The organism is Citrobacter sp. RHBSTW-00859, assembly GCF_013729795.1.
GTDB classification, from domain to species: Bacteria; Pseudomonadota; Gammaproteobacteria; order Enterobacterales; family Enterobacteriaceae; genus Citrobacter; species Citrobacter braakii.
Window position 1 is genome coordinate 312,704 of sequence record NZ_CP056284.1, and the last position, 18,306, is coordinate 331,009.

Here is an 18,306-nt window from a genome sequence, read left to right on the forward strand (position 1 = left end):
TCAAGCTGCATCTGTGTTGGCTTTCCTCGCTCACCCCGGTCGCGTACTTAATGTACGCTCCCGGGGATTTACTGCGTCGCCGCCTTGATGCAACTCGAATGATTTTGTGTATTTCTCACAATAAAAAACTCCTTTTTTTCTCTGCGAAGGTTCACGCACGTCCGTGGTAAACTGGGGGAATCTATCCCTTTTTAACGCTTCAGGACGATGAAAAAGAAAAGACCCGTACTTCAGGATGTAGCCGACCGCGTGGGCGTGACCAAAATGACGGTCAGCCGCTTTTTGCGTAACCCGGAGCAGGTCTCCGTGGCGCTGCGGGGCAAAATTGCCGCTGCACTTGATGAGCTGGGTTATATTCCCAATCGCGCTCCTGATATCCTTTCTAACGCCACCAGCCGCGCTATCGGCGTGCTGTTACCGTCTCTCACCAACCAGGTTTTTGCTGAAGTGCTTCGCGGCATTGAGGCTGTCACTGACGCTCATGGTTATCAAACCATGCTGGCGCACTACGGCTATAAGCCTGAGATGGAACAAGAGCGTCTGGAATCGATGCTGTCGTGGAATATTGATGGCCTGATCCTCACCGAACGTAGCCATACGCCCCGTACGCTGAAAATGATCGAGGTTGCCGGTATCCCGGTGGTTGAGCTGATGGACAGCCAGTCCCCGTGTCTTGATATTGCCGTGGGCTTCGACAACTTCGAAGCCGCGCGTCAGATGACAGCCGCTATCATCGCCCGCGGGCACCGTCATGTTGCCTATCTTGGCGCACGCCTTGATGAACGTACTATCATCAAACAGAGAGGCTACGAGCAGGCAATGCGCGATGCCGACCTGGTGCCGTACAGCGTGATGGTGGAGCAGTCTTCTTCCTACTCCTCCGGTATTGAACTTATCCGTCAGGCGCGGCGTGAATACCCGCAGCTCGATGGTGTCTTTTGTACCAACGATGACCTGGCGGTAGGGGCGGCCTTCGAATGCCAGCGTTTAGGGCTGAAAATCCCTGATGACATGGCGATTGCCGGATTCCACGGTCACGACATCGGGCAGGTGATGGAGCCGCGTCTGGCGAGCGTGCTCACGCCGCGTGAACGCATGGGCAGCATTGGCGCAGAACGTCTGCTGGCGCGCATCCGCGGTGAAGCCGTCACACCTAAAATGTTAGATTTAGGTTTCACCTTGTCACCGGGCGGATCTATTTAAGCCAACAAGTTTGAAGTAGCTCACACTTATACACTTCGAGCACGAATGGATATTGCTTCTCTATTTATCCGGCTGGACAATGTTACCGATAACAGTTACCCGTAACAATTTCCTGATTCTTGTACCAGTGGGGGCAACGCTTTGAGCACGACTAATCATGATCACCACGTTTACGTTCTGATGGGCGTATCGGGCAGCGGTAAATCTGCTGTCGCCAGCGAAGTGGCGCATCAACTGCAGGCCGCGTTTCTTGATGGCGATTTTCTCCATCCGCGCAGCAACATCATGAAAATGGCTTCTGGTGAGCCACTCAACGATGACGACCGCAAACCGTGGTTACAGGCGTTGAATGACGCCGCCTTTGCGATGCAGCGTACCAACAAGGTTTCGCTGATCGTCTGTTCCGCCCTGAAAAAAGTCTACCGCGACCAGCTACGCGACGGTAACCCGAACCTCTCTTTCATCTATTTGAAAGGGGATTTTGACGTTATCGAAAGCCGCCTGAAAGCGCGTAAAGGCCACTTCTTCAAAACGCAGATGCTGGTGACCCAGTTTGAAGCGCTGGAAGAACCGGGTGCGAATGAAAACGATGTACTGGTGGTCGATATCGATCAACCACTGGACGGTGTGGTCGCCAGCACCATTGAGGTTATTAACCAGGGCAGTAAGTAGTGAGTACATTAACGCTTGTTTTAACAGCAGTAGGGTCCGTTTTATTACTGCTGTTTTTAGTGATGAAGGCGCGTATGCACGCCTTCGTTGCTTTGATGGTGGTATCCATTGGTGCAGGTCTCTTTTCCGGTATGCCGCTCGATAAAATCGCGGCGACCATGGAAAAAGGGATGGGAGGCACGCTCGGTTTCCTGGCGATTGTTGTGGCGCTGGGGGCGATGTTCGGCAAGATTTTGCATGAGACCGGCGCTGTCGATCAGATTGCCGTCAAAATGCTGAAATCCTTCGGTCACAGCCGCGCACATTATGCGATTGGCCTGGCCGGTCTGATTTGTGCGCTGCCACTATTCTTTGAGGTGGCAATTGTGCTGCTGATTAGCGTGGCATTCTCAATGGCGCGCCATACGGGGACAAACCTGGTTAAGCTTGTGATCCCGCTGTTTGCGGGCGTAGCGGCTGCTGCGGCATTTCTGCTGCCTGGGCCTGCGCCGATGCTGCTGGCCTCTCAGATGCACGCCGACTTTGGCTGGATGATCCTGATTGGCCTGTGTGCCGCGATTCCGGGCATGATTATCGCCGGGCCGCTGTGGGGGAATTTCATCAGCCGTTACGTCGAGCTGCACGTACCGGAAGATATTTCCGAGCCGCATCTGGGCGAAGGCAAAATGCCATCCTTTGGCTTCAGCTTATCGCTTATCCTGCTGCCGCTGGTTCTGGTGGGGCTGAAAACTATCGCCGCACGCTTTGTTCCGGTCGGTTCTACAACCTATGAATGGTTCGAGTTTATCGGTCACCCGTTTACCGCGATTCTGGTTGCCTGTCTGGTGGCGATTTACGGTCTGGCGGTACGCCAGGGCATGCCAAAAGACCGCGTGATGGAGATCTGTGGCCATGCGCTGCAGCCGGCGGGGATTATTCTGCTGGTGATTGGTGCGGGCGGTGTGTTCAAACAGGTTCTGGTTGATTCTGGCGTCGGTCCGGCGCTGGGCGAAGCGTTAACCGGTATGGGCCTGCCGATTGCCATCACCTGCTTCGTGCTGGCGGCGGCGGTGCGTATCATTCAGGGTTCCGCGACTGTGGCCTGCTTAACGGCGGTTGGTCTGGTGATGCCGGTGATTGAGCAACTGAACTACTCCGGTGCCCAGATGGCGGCACTGTCTATCTGTATCGCGGGCGGCTCTATCGTGGTCAGCCACGTTAACGACGCCGGTTTCTGGTTGTTCGGTAAATTTACCGGTGCGACCGAAGCGCAAACGCTGAAGACCTGGACGATGATGGAAACTATTCTCGGCACGGTCGGTGCGATTGTCGGTATGATTGCCTTTCAGCTGTTGAGCTGATGGCATTGCCCGGTGGCGCTTGCGCTTACCGGGCCTGGAAACGAGCACACATCCACACCGTAGGCCGGGTAAGCGCAAGGATGCGCGGCGAGGGCGCCGTTTGCATGGACGCTACCTGCGCCCGTCCCCGGAAGCGGGAAGGAATAAGGCGAGGGAACCGCGACGCGGCGATTTTCATGCCGGAGAGCCTGGATTGTTAAGAGGGCTGCGTAGCCCCCTTAACACGTTCACTGGTGACGAGATCTCAGAGAAGCAATGAGCATGACGTGAACGGAACTGTTCTCCGGGTAACATGCTATCTGAGCCAAAAAGGGGAGATTACCCCTTCATCCACATCCGTACGCCGTCGAGGAACATCTGGGTAGCCATCATCACCAGAATCAGCCCCATCAGGCGCTCCAGTGCGTTAACCCCTTTCTCACCCAGCAGGCGTAAAAACAGCGACGACTGCAGCAAAATCACAAAAGTACCACCCCAGGCGATCAGCAGAGCAATTACCAGATGCCCCATCTGGTTCGGATACTGATGTGATAACAGCATTAATGAAGCCAGGATTGTTGGACCCGCTACCAGCGGGATCGCCAGCGGCACGATAAACGGCTCTTCGCCTGCCGGAAGCCCGGTGCTATTCCCGGTGGCGCTGGGGAAAATCATCTTAATGGCGATCAGGAACAAAATGATGCCCCCGGAGATCGAAACGGTTTCCGCGCGCAGGTTCAAAAATGCCAGTATTTTCTCGCCAGCAAACAGGAATATCAGCATCACCAACAGCGCAATAAACAGCTCGCGAATCATAATCGCGCGGCGGCGTTTGGGTTCGGTATGTTTCAATACGGACATGAAAATGGGCAGATTTCCGAGCGGGTCCATAATAAGGATCAATAAAACTGCCGCTGAAATAATTTCATTCATAACTCAAATTCCCTTACTATTACCGCGGACTTTCTGCTTGCTTGCGCAGCGGGATAAGTCGCATTACTGATGGCTTCGCTATCATTGATTAATTTCACTTGCGACTTTGGCTGCTTTTTGTATGGTGAAGGATAGGCCAGTAGGATACTGGTTAGCATACACAGCACACATCTCTGCAGGAAAAAACGCTATGAAAAATGTTGGTTTTATCGGCTGGCGCGGTATGGTCGGCTCTGTTCTCATGCAACGCATGGTTGAGGAGCGTGACTTCGACGCCATTCGCCCTGTTTTCTTTTCTACTTCCCAGCTCGGGCAGGCGGCACCGACATTCGGTGGAACCACGACCGGCACGCTTCAGGACGCTTTTGATCTGGATGCGCTGAAGGCGCTCGATATCATCGTGACCTGTCAGGGCGGCGATTATACCAACGAAATCTATCCAAAGCTTCGTGAAAGCGGTTGGCAGGGTTACTGGATTGACGCGGCCTCTTCGCTGCGTATGAAAGACGATGCCATCATCATTCTCGATCCGGTTAACCAGGATGTCATCACTGACGGCCTGAACAAAGGTATTAAGACCTTTGTCGGCGGTAACTGTACCGTTAGCCTGATGCTGATGTCCCTCGGTGGCCTGTTTGCCAATGACCTGGTTGACTGGGTTTCCGTGGCGACCTATCAGGCGGCCTCCGGCGGCGGCGCGCGCCATATGCGCGAACTGCTGTCCCAGATGGGTCATCTGTATGGCCATGTGGCCGATGAACTGGCAACCCCTTCCTCTGCTATTCTCGATATCGAACGTAAAGTGACGACCCTGTCCCGCAGCGGTGAACTGCCGGTTGATAACTTTGGCGTACCGTTGGCCGGTAGCCTGATTCCGTGGATCGACAAACAACTTGATAACGGTCAGAGCCGCGAAGAGTGGAAGGGACAGGCTGAAACCAACAAAATTCTTAACACCTCTTCCGTGATCCCGGTTGATGGTCTGTGCGTGCGCGTCGGTGCGCTGCGCTGCCACAGCCAGGCGTTCACCATTAAACTGAAAAAAGATGTGTCTATTCCGACCGTGGAAGAACTGCTGGCAGCGCACAATCCGTGGGCCAAAGTCGTGCCAAACGATCGGGATATCACCATGCGTGAGTTAACCCCGGCGGCCGTTACCGGCACGCTGACCACGCCAGTAGGCCGTCTGCGTAAGCTGAATATGGGACCGGAGTTCCTGTCAGCCTTTACCGTGGGCGACCAGTTGCTGTGGGGTGCTGCAGAGCCATTGCGCCGTATGCTGCGTCAGTTGGCGTAATGTGGGACGGCCTGATGACGCCACGTTTATCAGGCCTACAAACGACGCGAACCACCTGGCCGGATCAGTCAATACGGCTCTTCGGCAGAGTGATTGCGTGTTTTAACAATGGGTGCTGAGTCACCCATTTTTTTGCGTAATACAGGAGTAAGCGCAGATGTTTCATTTTTTACCAGGAGTAAGATAAAGCATTGGCTATTCTTTAAGGGTGACTTAGTACCGGAGGTATTAAGTTGTTGCCTGAAGGTGGGACGACGCAGAGAGGATGCACAATTGTGCTGCGCCGTTCAGGTCAAAAAAAGTGTCACTACCTGATGTCGAAGATCAGTTGGAAGGCGTGACACCATAAAACAGGATGACAACCATGTCCGTTCGTATCGATAGAGACGTGATTAATGCGCTAATTGCAGGCCATTTTGCGGATCCTTTTTCCGTACTCGGTATGCACCAAACTGACGCTGGACTTGAAGTCCGCGCCCTATTACCTGACGCCACCGAAGTGTGGGTGATCGAACCCAAAACCGGACGCAAAGTCGGCAAGCTGGACTGCCTCGACTCTCGCGGTTTTTTCTGTGCTGTACTTCCCCGCCGTAAAAATTTCTTTCGCTATCAGTTAGCTGTTGTCTGGCATGGACAGGAGAATCTGATTGATGACCCTTATCGTTTTGGCCCGCTGATCCAGGATATGGATGCCTGGCTGTTATCTGAAGGTACGCACCTGCGACCTTACGAAACGCTGGGCGCGCATGCGGATACCATGGATGGCGTAACCGGTACGCGCTTCTCCGTCTGGGCGCCTAACGCTCAACGCGTGTCAGTGGTTGGGCAGTTCAACTATTGGGATGGCCGTCGCCACCCGATGCGCCTGCGTAAAGAAAGCGGTATCTGGGAGCTGTTTATCCCCGGCGCGCAGCATGGTCAACTGTATAAATACGAGATGATCGATGCGAACGGTAAGCTGCGAATCAAAGCGGACCCTTACGCCTTCGAAGCGCAAATGCGCCCGGAAACCGCGTCGCTTATCTGCGGTCTGCCGGAAAAAGTGGTGCAAAGCGAGGAGCGAAAAAAAGCCAACCAGTTTGATGCGCCGATCTCTATCTATGAAGTGCACTTGGGCTCATGGCGTCGTCATACCGATAACAACTTCTGGCTGAGCTACCGCGAACTGGCGGATCAACTGGTGCCTTACGTCAAGTGGATGGGCTTTACCCATCTCGAACTGTTGCCGATTAATGAGCATCCGTTCGACGGTAGCTGGGGCTACCAACCTACCGGTATGTATGCGCCGACCCGTCGTTTCGGGACGCGTGATGATTTCCGCTATTTTGTGAATGCCGCGCATCAGGCCGGACTGAACGTCATTCTCGACTGGGTGCCGGGCCATTTCCCGTCGGACGACTTTGGTCTGGCAGAGTTTGATGGCACCAATCTGTATGAGCATAGCGACCCGCGCGAAGGGTATCACCAGGACTGGAACACGCTGATCTACAACTACGGTCGCCGTGAAGTCAGTAACTATCTGGTGGGCAATGCCCTGTACTGGATTGAACGTTTTGGTATCGATGCGCTGCGCGTAGATGCCGTGGCGTCGATGATTTATCGCGACTACAGCCGTAAAGAAGGGGAGTGGGTCCCGAACGAATTTGGCGGTCGTGAAAACCTCGAAGCCATTGAGTTTTTACGCAATACCAACCGTATTCTTGGCGAGCAGGTGCCGGGGGCCGTGAGCATGGCGGAAGAGTCCACCGACTTTGCCGGCGTTTCAAGGCCACAGGATATGGGCGGTTTAGGGTTCTGGTATAAGTGGAACCTCGGCTGGATGCACGACACGCTGGACTACATGAAGTTGGATCCGGTTCATCGTCAGTTCCATCACGATAAGCTGACCTTCGGCATGCTGTACAACTACACCGAAAACTTTGTCCTGCCGCTGTCGCACGATGAAGTGGTACACGGTAAAAAATCAATTCTCGATCGCATGCCGGGGGACGCATGGCAGAAGTTTGCCAACCTGCGCGCCTACTACGGCTGGATGTGGGCCTTCCCGGGCAAGAAACTGCTGTTTATGGGCAACGAGTTTGCTCAGGGGCGTGAGTGGAACCATGACGCCAGCCTCGACTGGCATCTGCTGGAAGGCGGCGATAACTGGCACCACGGCGTACAACGTTTGGTGCGCGATCTGAACCTTACCTATCGTCATCACAAAGCGCTGCACGAGCTTGATTTTGATGCCTATGGCTTCGAGTGGCTGGTGGTAGATGACAAAGAACGTTCGGTGCTGGCTTTCGTTCGTCGTGACAAAGTCGGTAATGAAATCATCGTTATCAGCAACTTTACGCCAGTGCCTCGCCACGGCTATCGCTTCGGTATCAATCAGCCGGGCAAATGGCGCGAGATCCTCAATACCGACTCGATGCATTATCACGGTAGCAATACCGGTAACGGCGGCGCGGTACACAGCGATGAAATCGCCAGTCATGGTCGTCAGCACTCACTGAGTCTGACGTTGCCACCGCTGGCAACGATCTGGCTGGTGCGGGAGGGATAATGACGCAACTGGCAACCGGCAACGCCACCCCCCATGGTGCAACGTATGACGGCCATGGCGTCAATTTCACCCTCTTTTCGGCCCACGCTGAACGCGTTGAATTATGCGTATTCGATGAGCAAGGCTGCGAACTCCGCTACGACCTGCCGGGGCGTAGCGGCGATGTCTGGCACGGCTATCTGGCCAACGCCCGTCCCGGTCTACGCTATGGCTATCGCGTACATGGTCCGTGGCAACCGCAGCAGGGCCACCGGTTTAATCCGGCGAAACTGCTGCTTGACCCTTGCGCGCGTCGGGTGGATGGCGAGTTAAAAGATAACCCACTGCTGCACGGTGGGCTGAATGAACCGGATCATCATGATAATGCCGCCATCGCGCTGAAGGGCGTGGTGGTGTCCGACCATTATGACTGGGAGGATGATGCCCCGCCGCGCACGCCGTGGGGCAATACCGTAATTTACGAAGCGCATGTCAAAGGGCTGACGTATTTGCATCCTGACCTGCCGGAAGAAATTCGCGGGACCTACAAAGCGCTGGGTCATCCGGTGATGATCGACTATTTCAAGCGCCTCGGCATTACCGCGCTGGAGCTGTTACCGGTGGCGCATTTCGCCAGCGAACCGCGGCTTCAGCGGCTGGGCCTGTCAAACTACTGGGGCTACAACCCGGTGGCGATGTACGCGCTGCATCCGGCCTATGCCAGCTCGCCGGAGAGTGCGCTTGATGAGTTTCGCGACGCGGTAAAAGCGCTGCACAAAGCGGGTATTGAGGTCATTCTCGACATCGTTTTAAACCACAGCGCCGAGCTGGATCTCGAAGGACCTGTCTTCTCGCTGCGCGGAATTGATAACCGTAGCTATTATTGGATCAGAGATGATGGCGATTACTACAACTGGACCGGTTGTGGGAACACCATCAATCTGAGCCATCCTGGCGTTGTGGAATACGCATGCGAGTGCCTGCGCTACTGGGTTGAAACCTGCCATGTGGATGGTTTTCGTTTTGATTTGGCTTCCGTCATGGGGCGTACGCCTGAGTTTCGTCAGGATGCTCCGCTGTTTACCGCGATCCAAAACTGTCCGCTGCTCTCACGCGCCAAGCTGATTGCGGAACCGTGGGATATTGGTGAAGGCGGGTATCAGGTGGGGAATTTCCCCCCGCCGTTTGCCGAGTGGAATGACCATTTCCGCGATGCAACGCGACGTTTTTGGCTCCAGCGTAATCTTTCGTTGGGCGAGTTTGCCGGACGTTTTGCTGCATCCAGCGACGTGTTTAAACGCCCGGGCCGCAATCCCAGCGCCACGGTCAATCTGGTGACCGCGCATGACGGTTTTACGCTACGCGACTGCGTTTGCTTCACAAATAAGCACAATGAAGCGAATGGTGAGGAAAATCGCGACGGCACTAGCAATAACTACAGTGACAATCATGGTAAAGAAGGATTAGGCGGCTCGCTGGACCTGATTGAGCGGCGGCGCGACAGCATTCATGCGCTGTTAACCACGCTGTTGCTCTCCCAGGGAACGCCGATGCTGCTGGCGGGTGATGAGCATGGGCATAGCCAGCACGGTAATAATAACGCTTACTGCCAGGATAACGCCTTAACCTGGCTGGACTGGCAGCAGGCAAACAGTGGGCTAACCACATTTACCGCCGCGTTGATTCATCTGCGTCGGCAAATACCTGCATTAACAGGCGATTGCTGGTGGGAAGAGGGCGATGGCAATGTTCGTTGGCTGAATAAGTACGCACAACCCTTAAGTGCGGATGAGTGGCATAACGGCCCGAGGCAGATGCAAATCCTGCTTTCAGATCGTTTCCTGATTGCAATAAACGCCACGCTTGAGGTGACAGATATCGTTTTACCTGAAGGGGAATGGCACGCCATTCCCCCATTTGCCGGAGAGGATAATCCGGTGCTTACGGCGGTCTGGCAGGGACCTGCGCACGGACTGTGTGTGTTCCAGAGAAGATAAAAAGGAGTTAGTCATGGTAAGTTTAGAGAAGAACGATCGTGTAATGTTGGCGCGCCAGCTGCCATTAAAATCTGTTGCCCTGATCCTGGCCGGTGGCCGCGGTACTCGCCTGAAAGATTTAACCAATAAGCGTGCCAAGCCTGCCGTGCACTTTGGCGGTAAGTTCCGCATTATCGATTTTGCCTTATCCAACTGTCTTAATTCCGGGATCCGCCGTATCGGCGTGATCACTCAGTACCAGTCACACACGCTGGTGCAGCATATTCAGCGCGGCTGGTCGTTCTTTAGTGAAGAGATGAACGAGTTCGTCGATCTGCTGCCTGCCCAGCAGAGGATGCAGGGTGAAAACTGGTATCGCGGCACGGCGGATGCGGTGACCCAAAACCTGGACATCATTCGACGCTATAAAGCGGAATATGTGGTGATCCTCGCGGGCGATCATATTTATAAGCAGGACTACTCACGCATGCTGATCGACCACGTTGAGAAAGGCGCGCGTTGCACAGTGGCCTGTATGCCAGTGCCTATTGAAGAGGCCAGCGCGTTTGGCGTAATGGACGTGGACGACACCGATAAAATTATCGAGTTCGTTGAAAAACCCGCCAACCCGCCAGCGATGCCTAATGATCCGACCAAATCGCTTGCCAGTATGGGGATCTACATCTTCGACGCCGATTATCTGTATGAACTGCTGGCGGAAGATGACCTCGATGAAAAATCCAGTCACGATTTTGGCAAAGACATCATCCCGAAAATCACCGAAGCTGGCATGGCATATGCTCATCCATTCCCATTGTCCTGCGTACAGTCTGACCCGGAATCCGAGCCGTACTGGCGCGATGTGGGAACGCTGGAAGCCTACTGGAAAGCAAACCTCGATCTGGCTTCGGTGACGCCTGAACTGGATATGTACGACCAGGACTGGCCAATCCGTACGCATATGGAATCACTGCCGCCGGCGAAATTTGTTCAGGACCGTTCCGGTAGCCACGGAATGACGCTGAACTCGCTGGTTTCCGGCGGCTGTATTATTTCTGGTTCGGTGGTAGTGCAGTCCGTTCTGTTCCCGCGAGTGCGGGTGAATTCATTCTGTAACATTGATTCGGCAGTGTTGTTACCTGAAGTGTGGGTGGGACGTTCGTGCCGCTTACGTCGTTGCATTATCGACCGCGCCTGCGTTATTCCTGAAGGCATGGTGATTGGTGAAAACGCGGAAGAAGATGCACGTCGTTTCTACCGTTCAGAGGAAGGTATTGTACTGGTCACGCGTGAAATGCTGCGCAAACTGCAGATCAAACAGGAGCGATAATGCAGGTTTTACACGTTTGTTCAGAGATGTTCCCTTTGTTAAAAACCGGGGGACTGGCGGATGTTATTGGGGCGTTACCCGCAGCGCAAATCGCGGACGGTGTGGATGCCCGCGTGCTGCTCCCGGCGTTTCCTGATATCCGTCGCGGCATTCCCGATGCGCAGGTAGTGACGCGTCGCGATACCTTCGCCGGACGTATTACGCTGTTGTTCGGGCATTTCAACGGTGTGGGCATTTACCTGATTGACGCGCCGCATCTCTATGACCGTCCCGGTAGCCCGTATCACGACACTAACCTGTTTGCATATACCGATAACGTGCTGCGTTTTGCGCTGCTGGGTTGGGTCGGCAGTGAAATGGCCTGTGGCTTTGACCCATTCTGGCGCCCGGATGTGGTGCATGCGCACGACTGGCATGCCGGTCTGGCCCCGGCGTATCTGGCGGCGCGCGGCCATCCGGCGAAATCGGTGTTCACTGTGCACAACCTGGCGTATCAAGGCATGTTTTATGCAAAGCATATGGATGACATCCAATTGCCATGGTCGTTCTTTAACGTGCACGGACTGGAGTTTAACGGGCAGATTTCTTTCCTGAAGGCCGGGTTGTACTACGCCGACCACATTACGGCGGTCAGTCCGACCTACGCGCGGGAAATTACCGAGCCGCAGTTTGCCTACGGCATGGAAGGTCTGTTGCAGCAGCGTCATCGTGAAGGACGTCTTTCCGGTGTGCTGAACGGCGTTGATGAAAAAATCTGGAGCCCGGAAACCGATCTACTGCTGGCGTCGCGGTATACGCGTGAAACGCTGGAAGAGAAGGCGGAGAACAAGCGTCAGCTACAGATCGCGATGGGACTTAAGGTTAACGACAAAGTGCCGCTATTTGCCGTAGTCAGCCGCCTGACCAGTCAGAAAGGGCTGGATCTGGTGCTGGAAGCGCTACCGGGGTTGTTAGAGCAGGGTGGACAGCTGGCATTGCTTGGTGCGGGCGATCCGGTTTTACAGGAAGGTTTCCTCGCCGCGGCGGCGGAACATCCTGGACAGGTGGGCGTACAGATTGGCTATCACGAAGCCTTCTCGCACCGCATCATGGGTGGGGCCGACGTTATATTGGTTCCCAGCCGTTTTGAGCCGTGTGGCTTAACGCAGTTGTATGGACTGAAGTACGGCACGCTGCCGCTGGTGCGGCGCACCGGTGGGCTGGCTGATACGGTCTCTGACAGTTCGCTGGAAAACCTGGCGGATGGTATCGCCAGTGGGTTTGTATTTGAAGATAGTAATGCCTGGTCGCTGCTACGCGCGATTCGGCGTGCTTTCGTATTGTGGTCCCGGCCTTCGCTGTGGCGGTTTGTACAACGTCAGGCCATGACCATGGATTTTAGCTGGCAAGTCGCGGCGAAGTCATACCGTGAGCTTTACTATCGTTTGAAATAGATATCCAGGAATCACCTATATGAATGCTCCATTTACTTATGCATCGCCCACACTCAGCGTAGAGGCACTTAAGCATTCTATCGCCTACAAGCTGATGTTCACGATTGGTAAAGACCCGGTTATTGCCAATAAACATGAGTGGCTGAACGCCACGTTGTTCGCGGTGCGCGATCGTCTCGTGGAGCGCTGGCTGCGTTCTAACCGTGCGCAATTATCCCAGGAAACTCGACAGGTTTATTATCTGTCAATGGAGTTTCTGATTGGCCGCACACTTTCCAATGCACTGTTATCGTTGGGTATTTATGACGATGTCAAAAATGCGCTGGAAGGTATGGGGTTGGATCTTGAAGATCTGATCGATGAAGAAAACGACCCTGGTCTTGGCAACGGTGGCCTCGGGCGCCTGGCGGCCTGCTTCCTGGACTCACTGGCAACGTTGGGTCTGCCGGGACGCGGCTACGGTATTCGTTATGACTACGGCATGTTCAAACAGAACATTGTTGATGGCCGACAGAAAGAGTCACCGGACTACTGGCTGGAATACGGTAACCCGTGGGAATTCAAACGCCACAATACGCGCTACAAAGTGCGCTTTGGCGGGCGTATTCAGCAGGAAGGCAAGAAAACGCGCTGGATAGAAACTGAAGAGATCCTCGCGGTAGCCTACGACCAAATTATTCCCGGTTATGACACAGACGCCACCAATACGCTGCGCTTGTGGAATGCCCAGGCCAGTAGCGAAATCAACCTCGGTAAATTTAACCAGGGCGACTACTTTGCGGCGGTGGAAGATAAAAACCACTCCGAGAACGTCTCCCGCGTGCTGTATCCGGATGACTCCACCTATTCCGGACGCGAGCTGCGTTTGCGCCAGGAGTATTTCCTGGTCTCCTCCACGGTGCAGGACATTCTGAACCGTCATTATCAGCTGCACAAAACCTACGACAACCTGGCGGATAAGATCGCCATTCACCTCAACGACACCCATCCGGTACTGTCGATTCCTGAGCTGATGCGTCTGCTGATCGATGAGCACAAATTCAGTTGGGATAATGCGTTTGAGGTCTGCTGCCAGGTCTTCTCGTATACCAACCACACCTTGATGAGCGAAGCGCTGGAGACCTGGCCTGTCGATATGCTGGGCAAAATTCTGCCGCGCCATCTGCAAATCATCTTTGAGATTAACGACTACTTCCTGAAGACGTTGCAGGAACAGTATCCGAACGATACCAGTCTGCTGGGACGGACGTCGATTATCGATGAATCCAATGGCCGCCGGGTGCGTATGGCATGGCTCGCAGTGGTGGTGAGCCACAAGGTTAACGGCGTTTCTGAGCTGCACTCCAACCTGATGGTGCAGTCGCTGTTTGCTGACTTTGCGAAGATTTTCCCGACTCGCTTCTGTAACGTCACCAATGGCGTGACGCCACGCCGCTGGCTGGCACTGGCTAACCCATCGCTCTCTGAGGTGCTGGATGAGAACATTGGCCGCACCTGGCGAACCGATCTCAGCCAGCTAAGCGAGCTTGAACAGCACTGCGATTACCCGCTGGTAAATCAGGCGGTGCGCCGTGCGAAGCTGGAGAATAAAAAGCGTCTGGCAACGCTCATTGCCCAGCAGCTTAACGTGGTGGTGAACCCGAAATCGCTGTTTGATGTGCAGATCAAGCGTATTCACGAGTACAAACGCCAGTTGATGAACGTGCTGCATGTGATCACCCGCTACAACCGCATTAAGGCCGATCCTGATGCCGAGTGGGTGCCGCGCGTGAATATCTTCGCCGGTAAAGCGGCTTCGGCCTATTACATGGCGAAGCACATCATTCACCTGATCAACGACGTCGCGAAAGTGATCAACAACGATCCGCAAATTGGTGACAAGCTGAAAGTGGTGTTTATTCCTAACTACAGCGTCAGCCTGGCGCAAGTGATTATTCCTGCTGCCGACCTGTCTGAGCAGATTTCGCTGGCCGGGACCGAAGCCTCTGGTACCAGTAATATGAAGTTTGCCCTCAACGGCGCGCTGACCATTGGGACGCTGGACGGTGCCAACGTCGAGATGCTGGAGCATGTGGGCGCAGAAAATATCTTTATCTTTGGTAATACGGCGGAAGAGGTCGAAGCCTTACGCAGCCAGGGCTACAAGCCGCGTGAGTATTACGAGAAAGACGAAGAGCTGCACCAGGTGCTGACGCAGATCGGCAGCGGCGTATTCAGTCCTGAAGAGCCGGGGCGCTATCGTGACCTGGTTGACTCGCTGATCAACTTTGGCGACCACTATCAGGTTCTGGCGGATTATCGCAGCTACGTTGACTGCCAGGATAAGGTTGACGAACTGTATCGCCACCCGGAAGAGTGGACCACCAAGTCGATGATTAATATCGCCAACATGGGCTACTTCTCGTCGGACAGGACGATCAAAGAGTACGCCGAAAACATCTGGCATATCGACTCGGTGCGGTTGTAACAAGGGCAGGACGATCTGTAGGCCGGATGGATAAGGCGTTAGCCGCCATCCGGCAAAAGGCCCGGTAGCGCTGACGCTTACCGGGCCTACAGTTTTATATCGAGTGTCTTAAGACGCCAGCGACAGCTGCTGTTTCTCAATGTACTCCACCAGCCACTGGGTCATGCGCGACTGCTGTTCAGCGTTCAGCCACATACCTTCTTTCGTGCGACGCCACAGCGCATCTTCCGCACGGCGCACCCATTCGTGATCGACCAGATATTTCAGCTCGGCCTCATAGAACTCATGGCCGAAGTCTTCACCTAACTCGGCAAGCGAGGTGGCTTCCCCGATAATCCATTCGGTGTTACTGCCGTAGGTGCGCGAATAATGGCGCGCCAGCGACTCGGTCAGGAACGGGTAGCGACGGCGCAGTTTGGCCGCGTAATCTTCACGATCGCCGCCGATGTCACCGCCTGGCAGAATGCACTCTTTTGTCCACGCCGGACCGATTCCCTGATAGTACGACGCTAGTTTTTCCATCGCGTGTTCGGCCAGCTTACGGTAGGTCGTCAGCTTACCGCCAAAGACCGACAGCAGCGGCGCTTTGCCGTTTTCATCGTGGATATCCAGCGTGTAATCACGGGTGATAGCCTGCGGCGAGTCGGACTCGTCATCGCACAGCGGACGTACGCCCGAGTAGGTCCAGACGATATCGTCACGGCCCAGCTGTTTCTTAAAGTGCGCGTTGTAGACCTTCAGCAGGTAATTGATTTCACTCTCATCAATTTTTACCGCTTTCGGATCGCCTTTGTATTCGACGTCAGTCGTCCCGATGATCGAGAATTCGTCCATCCATGGGATGACAAACACAATACGTTTATCTTCGTTTTGCAGAATATAAGCTTGCTTCTGGGTATGGACGCGCGGCACTACGATGTGGCTGCCTTTAATCAGACGAATACCGTACGGCGATGGCAGATGCATGCCGTCGTCGAAGAACTCTTTCACCCATGGGCCGGTGGCATTGACCAGACCACGCGCCTGCCAGGTGTGCTTTTTACCGGTATCGATATCTTCAGCTTCAACAATCCACAAACCGTTTTCACGGCGAGCGGAGGTAGCGCGAGTGCGGGTTAACACCTCTCCGCCTTTGCGTACGACCATTTGGGCGTTTGCCAAAACCAGTCTCGCATCGTCTACCCAGCAGTCAGAATATTCGAAACCGCGCACAATCTCAGGTTTCATTACGGAATCTGCGCCAAAACGCAAACCGGTCGAACTCGGCAAACTGGTGCGTTTGCCCAGATGATCGTACATAAACAGACCAATGCGGATCATCCACGCTGGACGCAGGTGCGGGCGATGGGGCAGACGAAAGCGCATCGGGAAGGCGATATGCGGTGCCATTTTCAACAACACCTCACGTTCGGCCAGCGCTTCGCTCACCAGGCGAAATTCGTAGTGTTCCAGGTAGCGCAGGCCACCGTGGATGAGTTTGGAGCTAGCGGAAGAGGTGGCGCAGGCTAAATCCTGCGCTTCCAGCATCAGCACGGATAAACCGCGTCCAGCGGCATCTGCCGCGATACCGGCACCGTTGATGCCTCCACCTATCACAATCAGATCTTTGGTTTCCATGCTGGCCTCTCGCACTTTCGTTATAGCTCATTAATGTTCGTTATCGAGCATAATAGCAAAGAATCGCGCCATTGGTAACATCGGATAAACAATTTACAGTGATACATATAACATTATGGCGTTTAACTGCCGTCGGGACGTACACTAAGAAGTAACATGTCTGAAAAGCGTCACCTGCAATATAAAGAAGAGAGAGCAATGGATCAGTTTGAATGTATTAATGTCGAAGAAGCGCATCAGAAGCTGCACCAGGGGACCGCGGTGTTAGTGGATATCCGCGACCCGCAAAGCTATGCGATGGGTCACGCCCCACAGGCGTTTCATCTGACGAACGACACGCTGGGGTCATTTATGCGCGAGCATGATTTCGACACCGCCGTGTTAGTAATGTGTTATCACGGCAACAGCAGTAAAGGCGCGGCGCAATATCTTCTTCAGCAGGGCTATGACGCGGTTTACAGTGTTGACGGCGGCTTCGACGCCTGGCATCGACATTTTCCGGCAGAAGTGGCATACGGTTCGTAAGACTATACCCAAATTAATTCGAGTTGCATCGCGACGGCGACGCAGCAAATCTCCGGGCGCGTACGAACAGTATGTGACCGGAGTGAGTGAGGAAAGCCAACAAAGATGCAGCTCGAAGTAAGAAGGGTATATATACTGTCCTCTTTTGTGTGGAATAAGCGACAGCAACCATGTTGATGATTACCTCTTTTGCTAACCCCCGCGTGGCGCAGGCATTTGTTGATTATATGGCGACACAGGGCGTTATCCTGACGATTCAACAACATCAGCAAACGGATGTCTGGCTGGCGGATGAGTCCCAGGCTGAGCGCGTGCATGCTGAGCTGGCGCGATTTCTGGAGAATCCAGGCGATCCGCGTTACCTCGCGGCAAGCTGGCAGTCGGGTCATACCGACAGCGGTCTGCGCTACCAGCGTTATCCGTTCCTGGCCACATTGCGCGAACGCGCAGGCCCGGTAACCTGGGTGGTGATGGCCGCGTGTGTGCTGGTGTTTATCGCGATGAACATGCTGGGCGACCAGACCGTGATGCTCTGGCTGGCATGGCCGTTTGACCCTTCGCTGAAATTTGAATTCTGGCGTTATTTCACCCACGCTTTTATGCACTTCTCGCTGATGCATATTCTGTTCAACCTGCTGTGGTGGTGGTATCTCGGTGGTGCGGTAGAAAAGCGTCTGGGCAGCGGAAAACTGATTGTAATTACCGTGATCAGCGCCCTGCTAAGCGGCTACGTTCAGCAGAAATTTAGCGGCCCGTGGTTTGGTGGGCTGTCTGGCGTGGTATATGCGCTGATGGGTTATGTGTGGTTGCGTGGCGAGCGCGATCCACAAAGTGGTATTTTCCTGCAGCGTGGTTTGATTATCTTTGCTTTGATCTGGATTGTTGCCGGCTGGTTTGATGTGTTCGGCATGTCGATGGCGAACGGCGCACATATCGCCGGGCTGGCCGTGGGTCTGGCAATGGCGTTTGCCGATACTATGAATGTACGAAAACGAACGTAATTTCAG

13 protein-coding genes are annotated in these 18,306 nt (G+C 54.3%); 11 read left to right on the plus strand and 2 right to left on the minus strand.

All coding sequences use genetic code 11. The features are described 5' to 3' along the window. Positions 1 to 207 precede the first annotated feature (207 nt). The 3 genes from gntR (at position 208) to gntU (ending at position 3,215) form a co-directional block, all read left to right on the plus strand. Positions 208 to 1,203 carry a gluconate operon transcriptional repressor GntR gene (gene gntR, locus HV302_RS01535; RefSeq protein ID WP_016157654.1) on the plus strand — a complete coding sequence of 332 codons (996 nt, stop codon included), beginning with the start codon at positions 208 to 210 and terminating at the stop codon, positions 1,201 to 1,203. Between the two features lie 141 nt (positions 1,204 to 1,344). Continuing rightward, positions 1,345 to 1,875, plus strand: coding sequence for a gluconokinase (gntK, locus tag HV302_RS01540; protein WP_003023475.1), 531 nt, complete (start codon positions 1,345 to 1,347; stop codon positions 1,873 to 1,875). After that, positions 1,875 to 3,215, plus strand: coding sequence for a gluconate transporter (gene gntU / locus HV302_RS01545; protein WP_016154820.1), 1,341 nt, complete (start codon positions 1,875 to 1,877; stop codon positions 3,213 to 3,215). Before gntK ends, gntU begins: the two co-directional genes overlap by 1 nt. A 318-nt stretch (positions 3,216 to 3,533) precedes the next feature. Here gntU and yhgN read toward each other — a convergent pair whose 3' ends face one another. Continuing rightward, on the minus strand, positions 3,534 to 4,127 hold the full coding sequence (gene yhgN, locus HV302_RS01550; protein WP_003023480.1) for an NAAT family transporter YhgN: 594 nt from the start codon (positions 4,125 to 4,127) through the stop codon (positions 3,534 to 3,536). 190 nt (positions 4,128 to 4,317) lie between these two features. Here yhgN and asd point away from each other — a divergent pair, with 190 nt between their 5' ends. From asd to glgP, 6 genes are all read left to right on the plus strand, one after another. Then, positions 4,318 to 5,424 (plus strand): aspartate-semialdehyde dehydrogenase, encoded by a 1,107-nt coding sequence (gene asd / locus HV302_RS01555; RefSeq protein ID WP_016154818.1) that lies wholly within the window; start codon positions 4,318 to 4,320, stop codon positions 5,422 to 5,424. Positions 5,425 to 5,788: 364 nt separating this feature from the next. Beyond that, positions 5,789 to 7,972 (plus strand): 1,4-alpha-glucan branching enzyme, encoded by a 2,184-nt coding sequence (glgB, locus tag HV302_RS01560; protein WP_016154817.1) that lies wholly within the window; start codon positions 5,789 to 5,791, stop codon positions 7,970 to 7,972. Beyond that, positions 7,972 to 9,948 (plus strand): glycogen debranching protein GlgX, encoded by a 1,977-nt coding sequence (glgX, locus tag HV302_RS01565; protein ID WP_019078135.1) that lies wholly within the window; start codon positions 7,972 to 7,974, stop codon positions 9,946 to 9,948. The genes glgB and glgX overlap by 1 nt, the downstream gene beginning before the upstream one ends. Before the next feature lie 13 nt (positions 9,949 to 9,961). Further along, entirely contained in the window at positions 9,962 to 11,257 is a 1,296-nt protein-coding gene (gene glgC / locus HV302_RS01570; RefSeq protein ID WP_016154815.1) for a glucose-1-phosphate adenylyltransferase, read from the plus strand. Then, positions 11,257 to 12,690 carry a glycogen synthase GlgA gene (gene glgA, locus HV302_RS01575; RefSeq protein WP_016154814.1) on the plus strand — a complete coding sequence of 478 codons (1,434 nt, stop codon included), beginning with the start codon at positions 11,257 to 11,259 and terminating at the stop codon, positions 12,688 to 12,690. The genes glgC and glgA overlap by 1 nt, the downstream gene beginning before the upstream one ends. Before the next feature lie 19 nt (positions 12,691 to 12,709). Then, the gene (gene glgP, locus HV302_RS01580; protein WP_016154813.1) at positions 12,710 to 15,157 is read left to right on the plus strand and encodes a glycogen phosphorylase; all 2,448 of its coding nucleotides are present in this window, start codon (positions 12,710 to 12,712) and stop codon (positions 15,155 to 15,157) included. 108 nt (positions 15,158 to 15,265) lie between these two features. Here the strand turns inward: glgP and glpD are convergent, their stop codons facing one another. Further along, a complete protein-coding gene (gene glpD / locus HV302_RS01585; protein WP_047415950.1) occupies positions 15,266 to 16,774 on the minus strand; it encodes a glycerol-3-phosphate dehydrogenase in 1,509 nt (502 codons plus the stop codon). Positions 16,775 to 16,972: 198 nt separating this feature from the next. Between glpD and glpE the strand changes: the two genes are divergently transcribed. Both glpE and glpG read left to right on the plus strand, forming a co-directional pair. Then, entirely contained in the window at positions 16,973 to 17,299 is a 327-nt protein-coding gene (glpE, locus tag HV302_RS01590; RefSeq protein ID WP_016157651.1) for a thiosulfate sulfurtransferase GlpE, read from the plus strand. A gap of 170 nt (positions 17,300 to 17,469) precedes the next feature. Beyond that, positions 17,470 to 18,300: a rhomboid family intramembrane serine protease GlpG gene (glpG, locus tag HV302_RS01595; protein WP_049040645.1), complete on the plus strand. Its 831-nt coding sequence runs from the start codon at positions 17,470 to 17,472 to the stop codon at positions 18,298 to 18,300. Positions 18,301 to 18,306 lie beyond the last annotated feature (6 nt).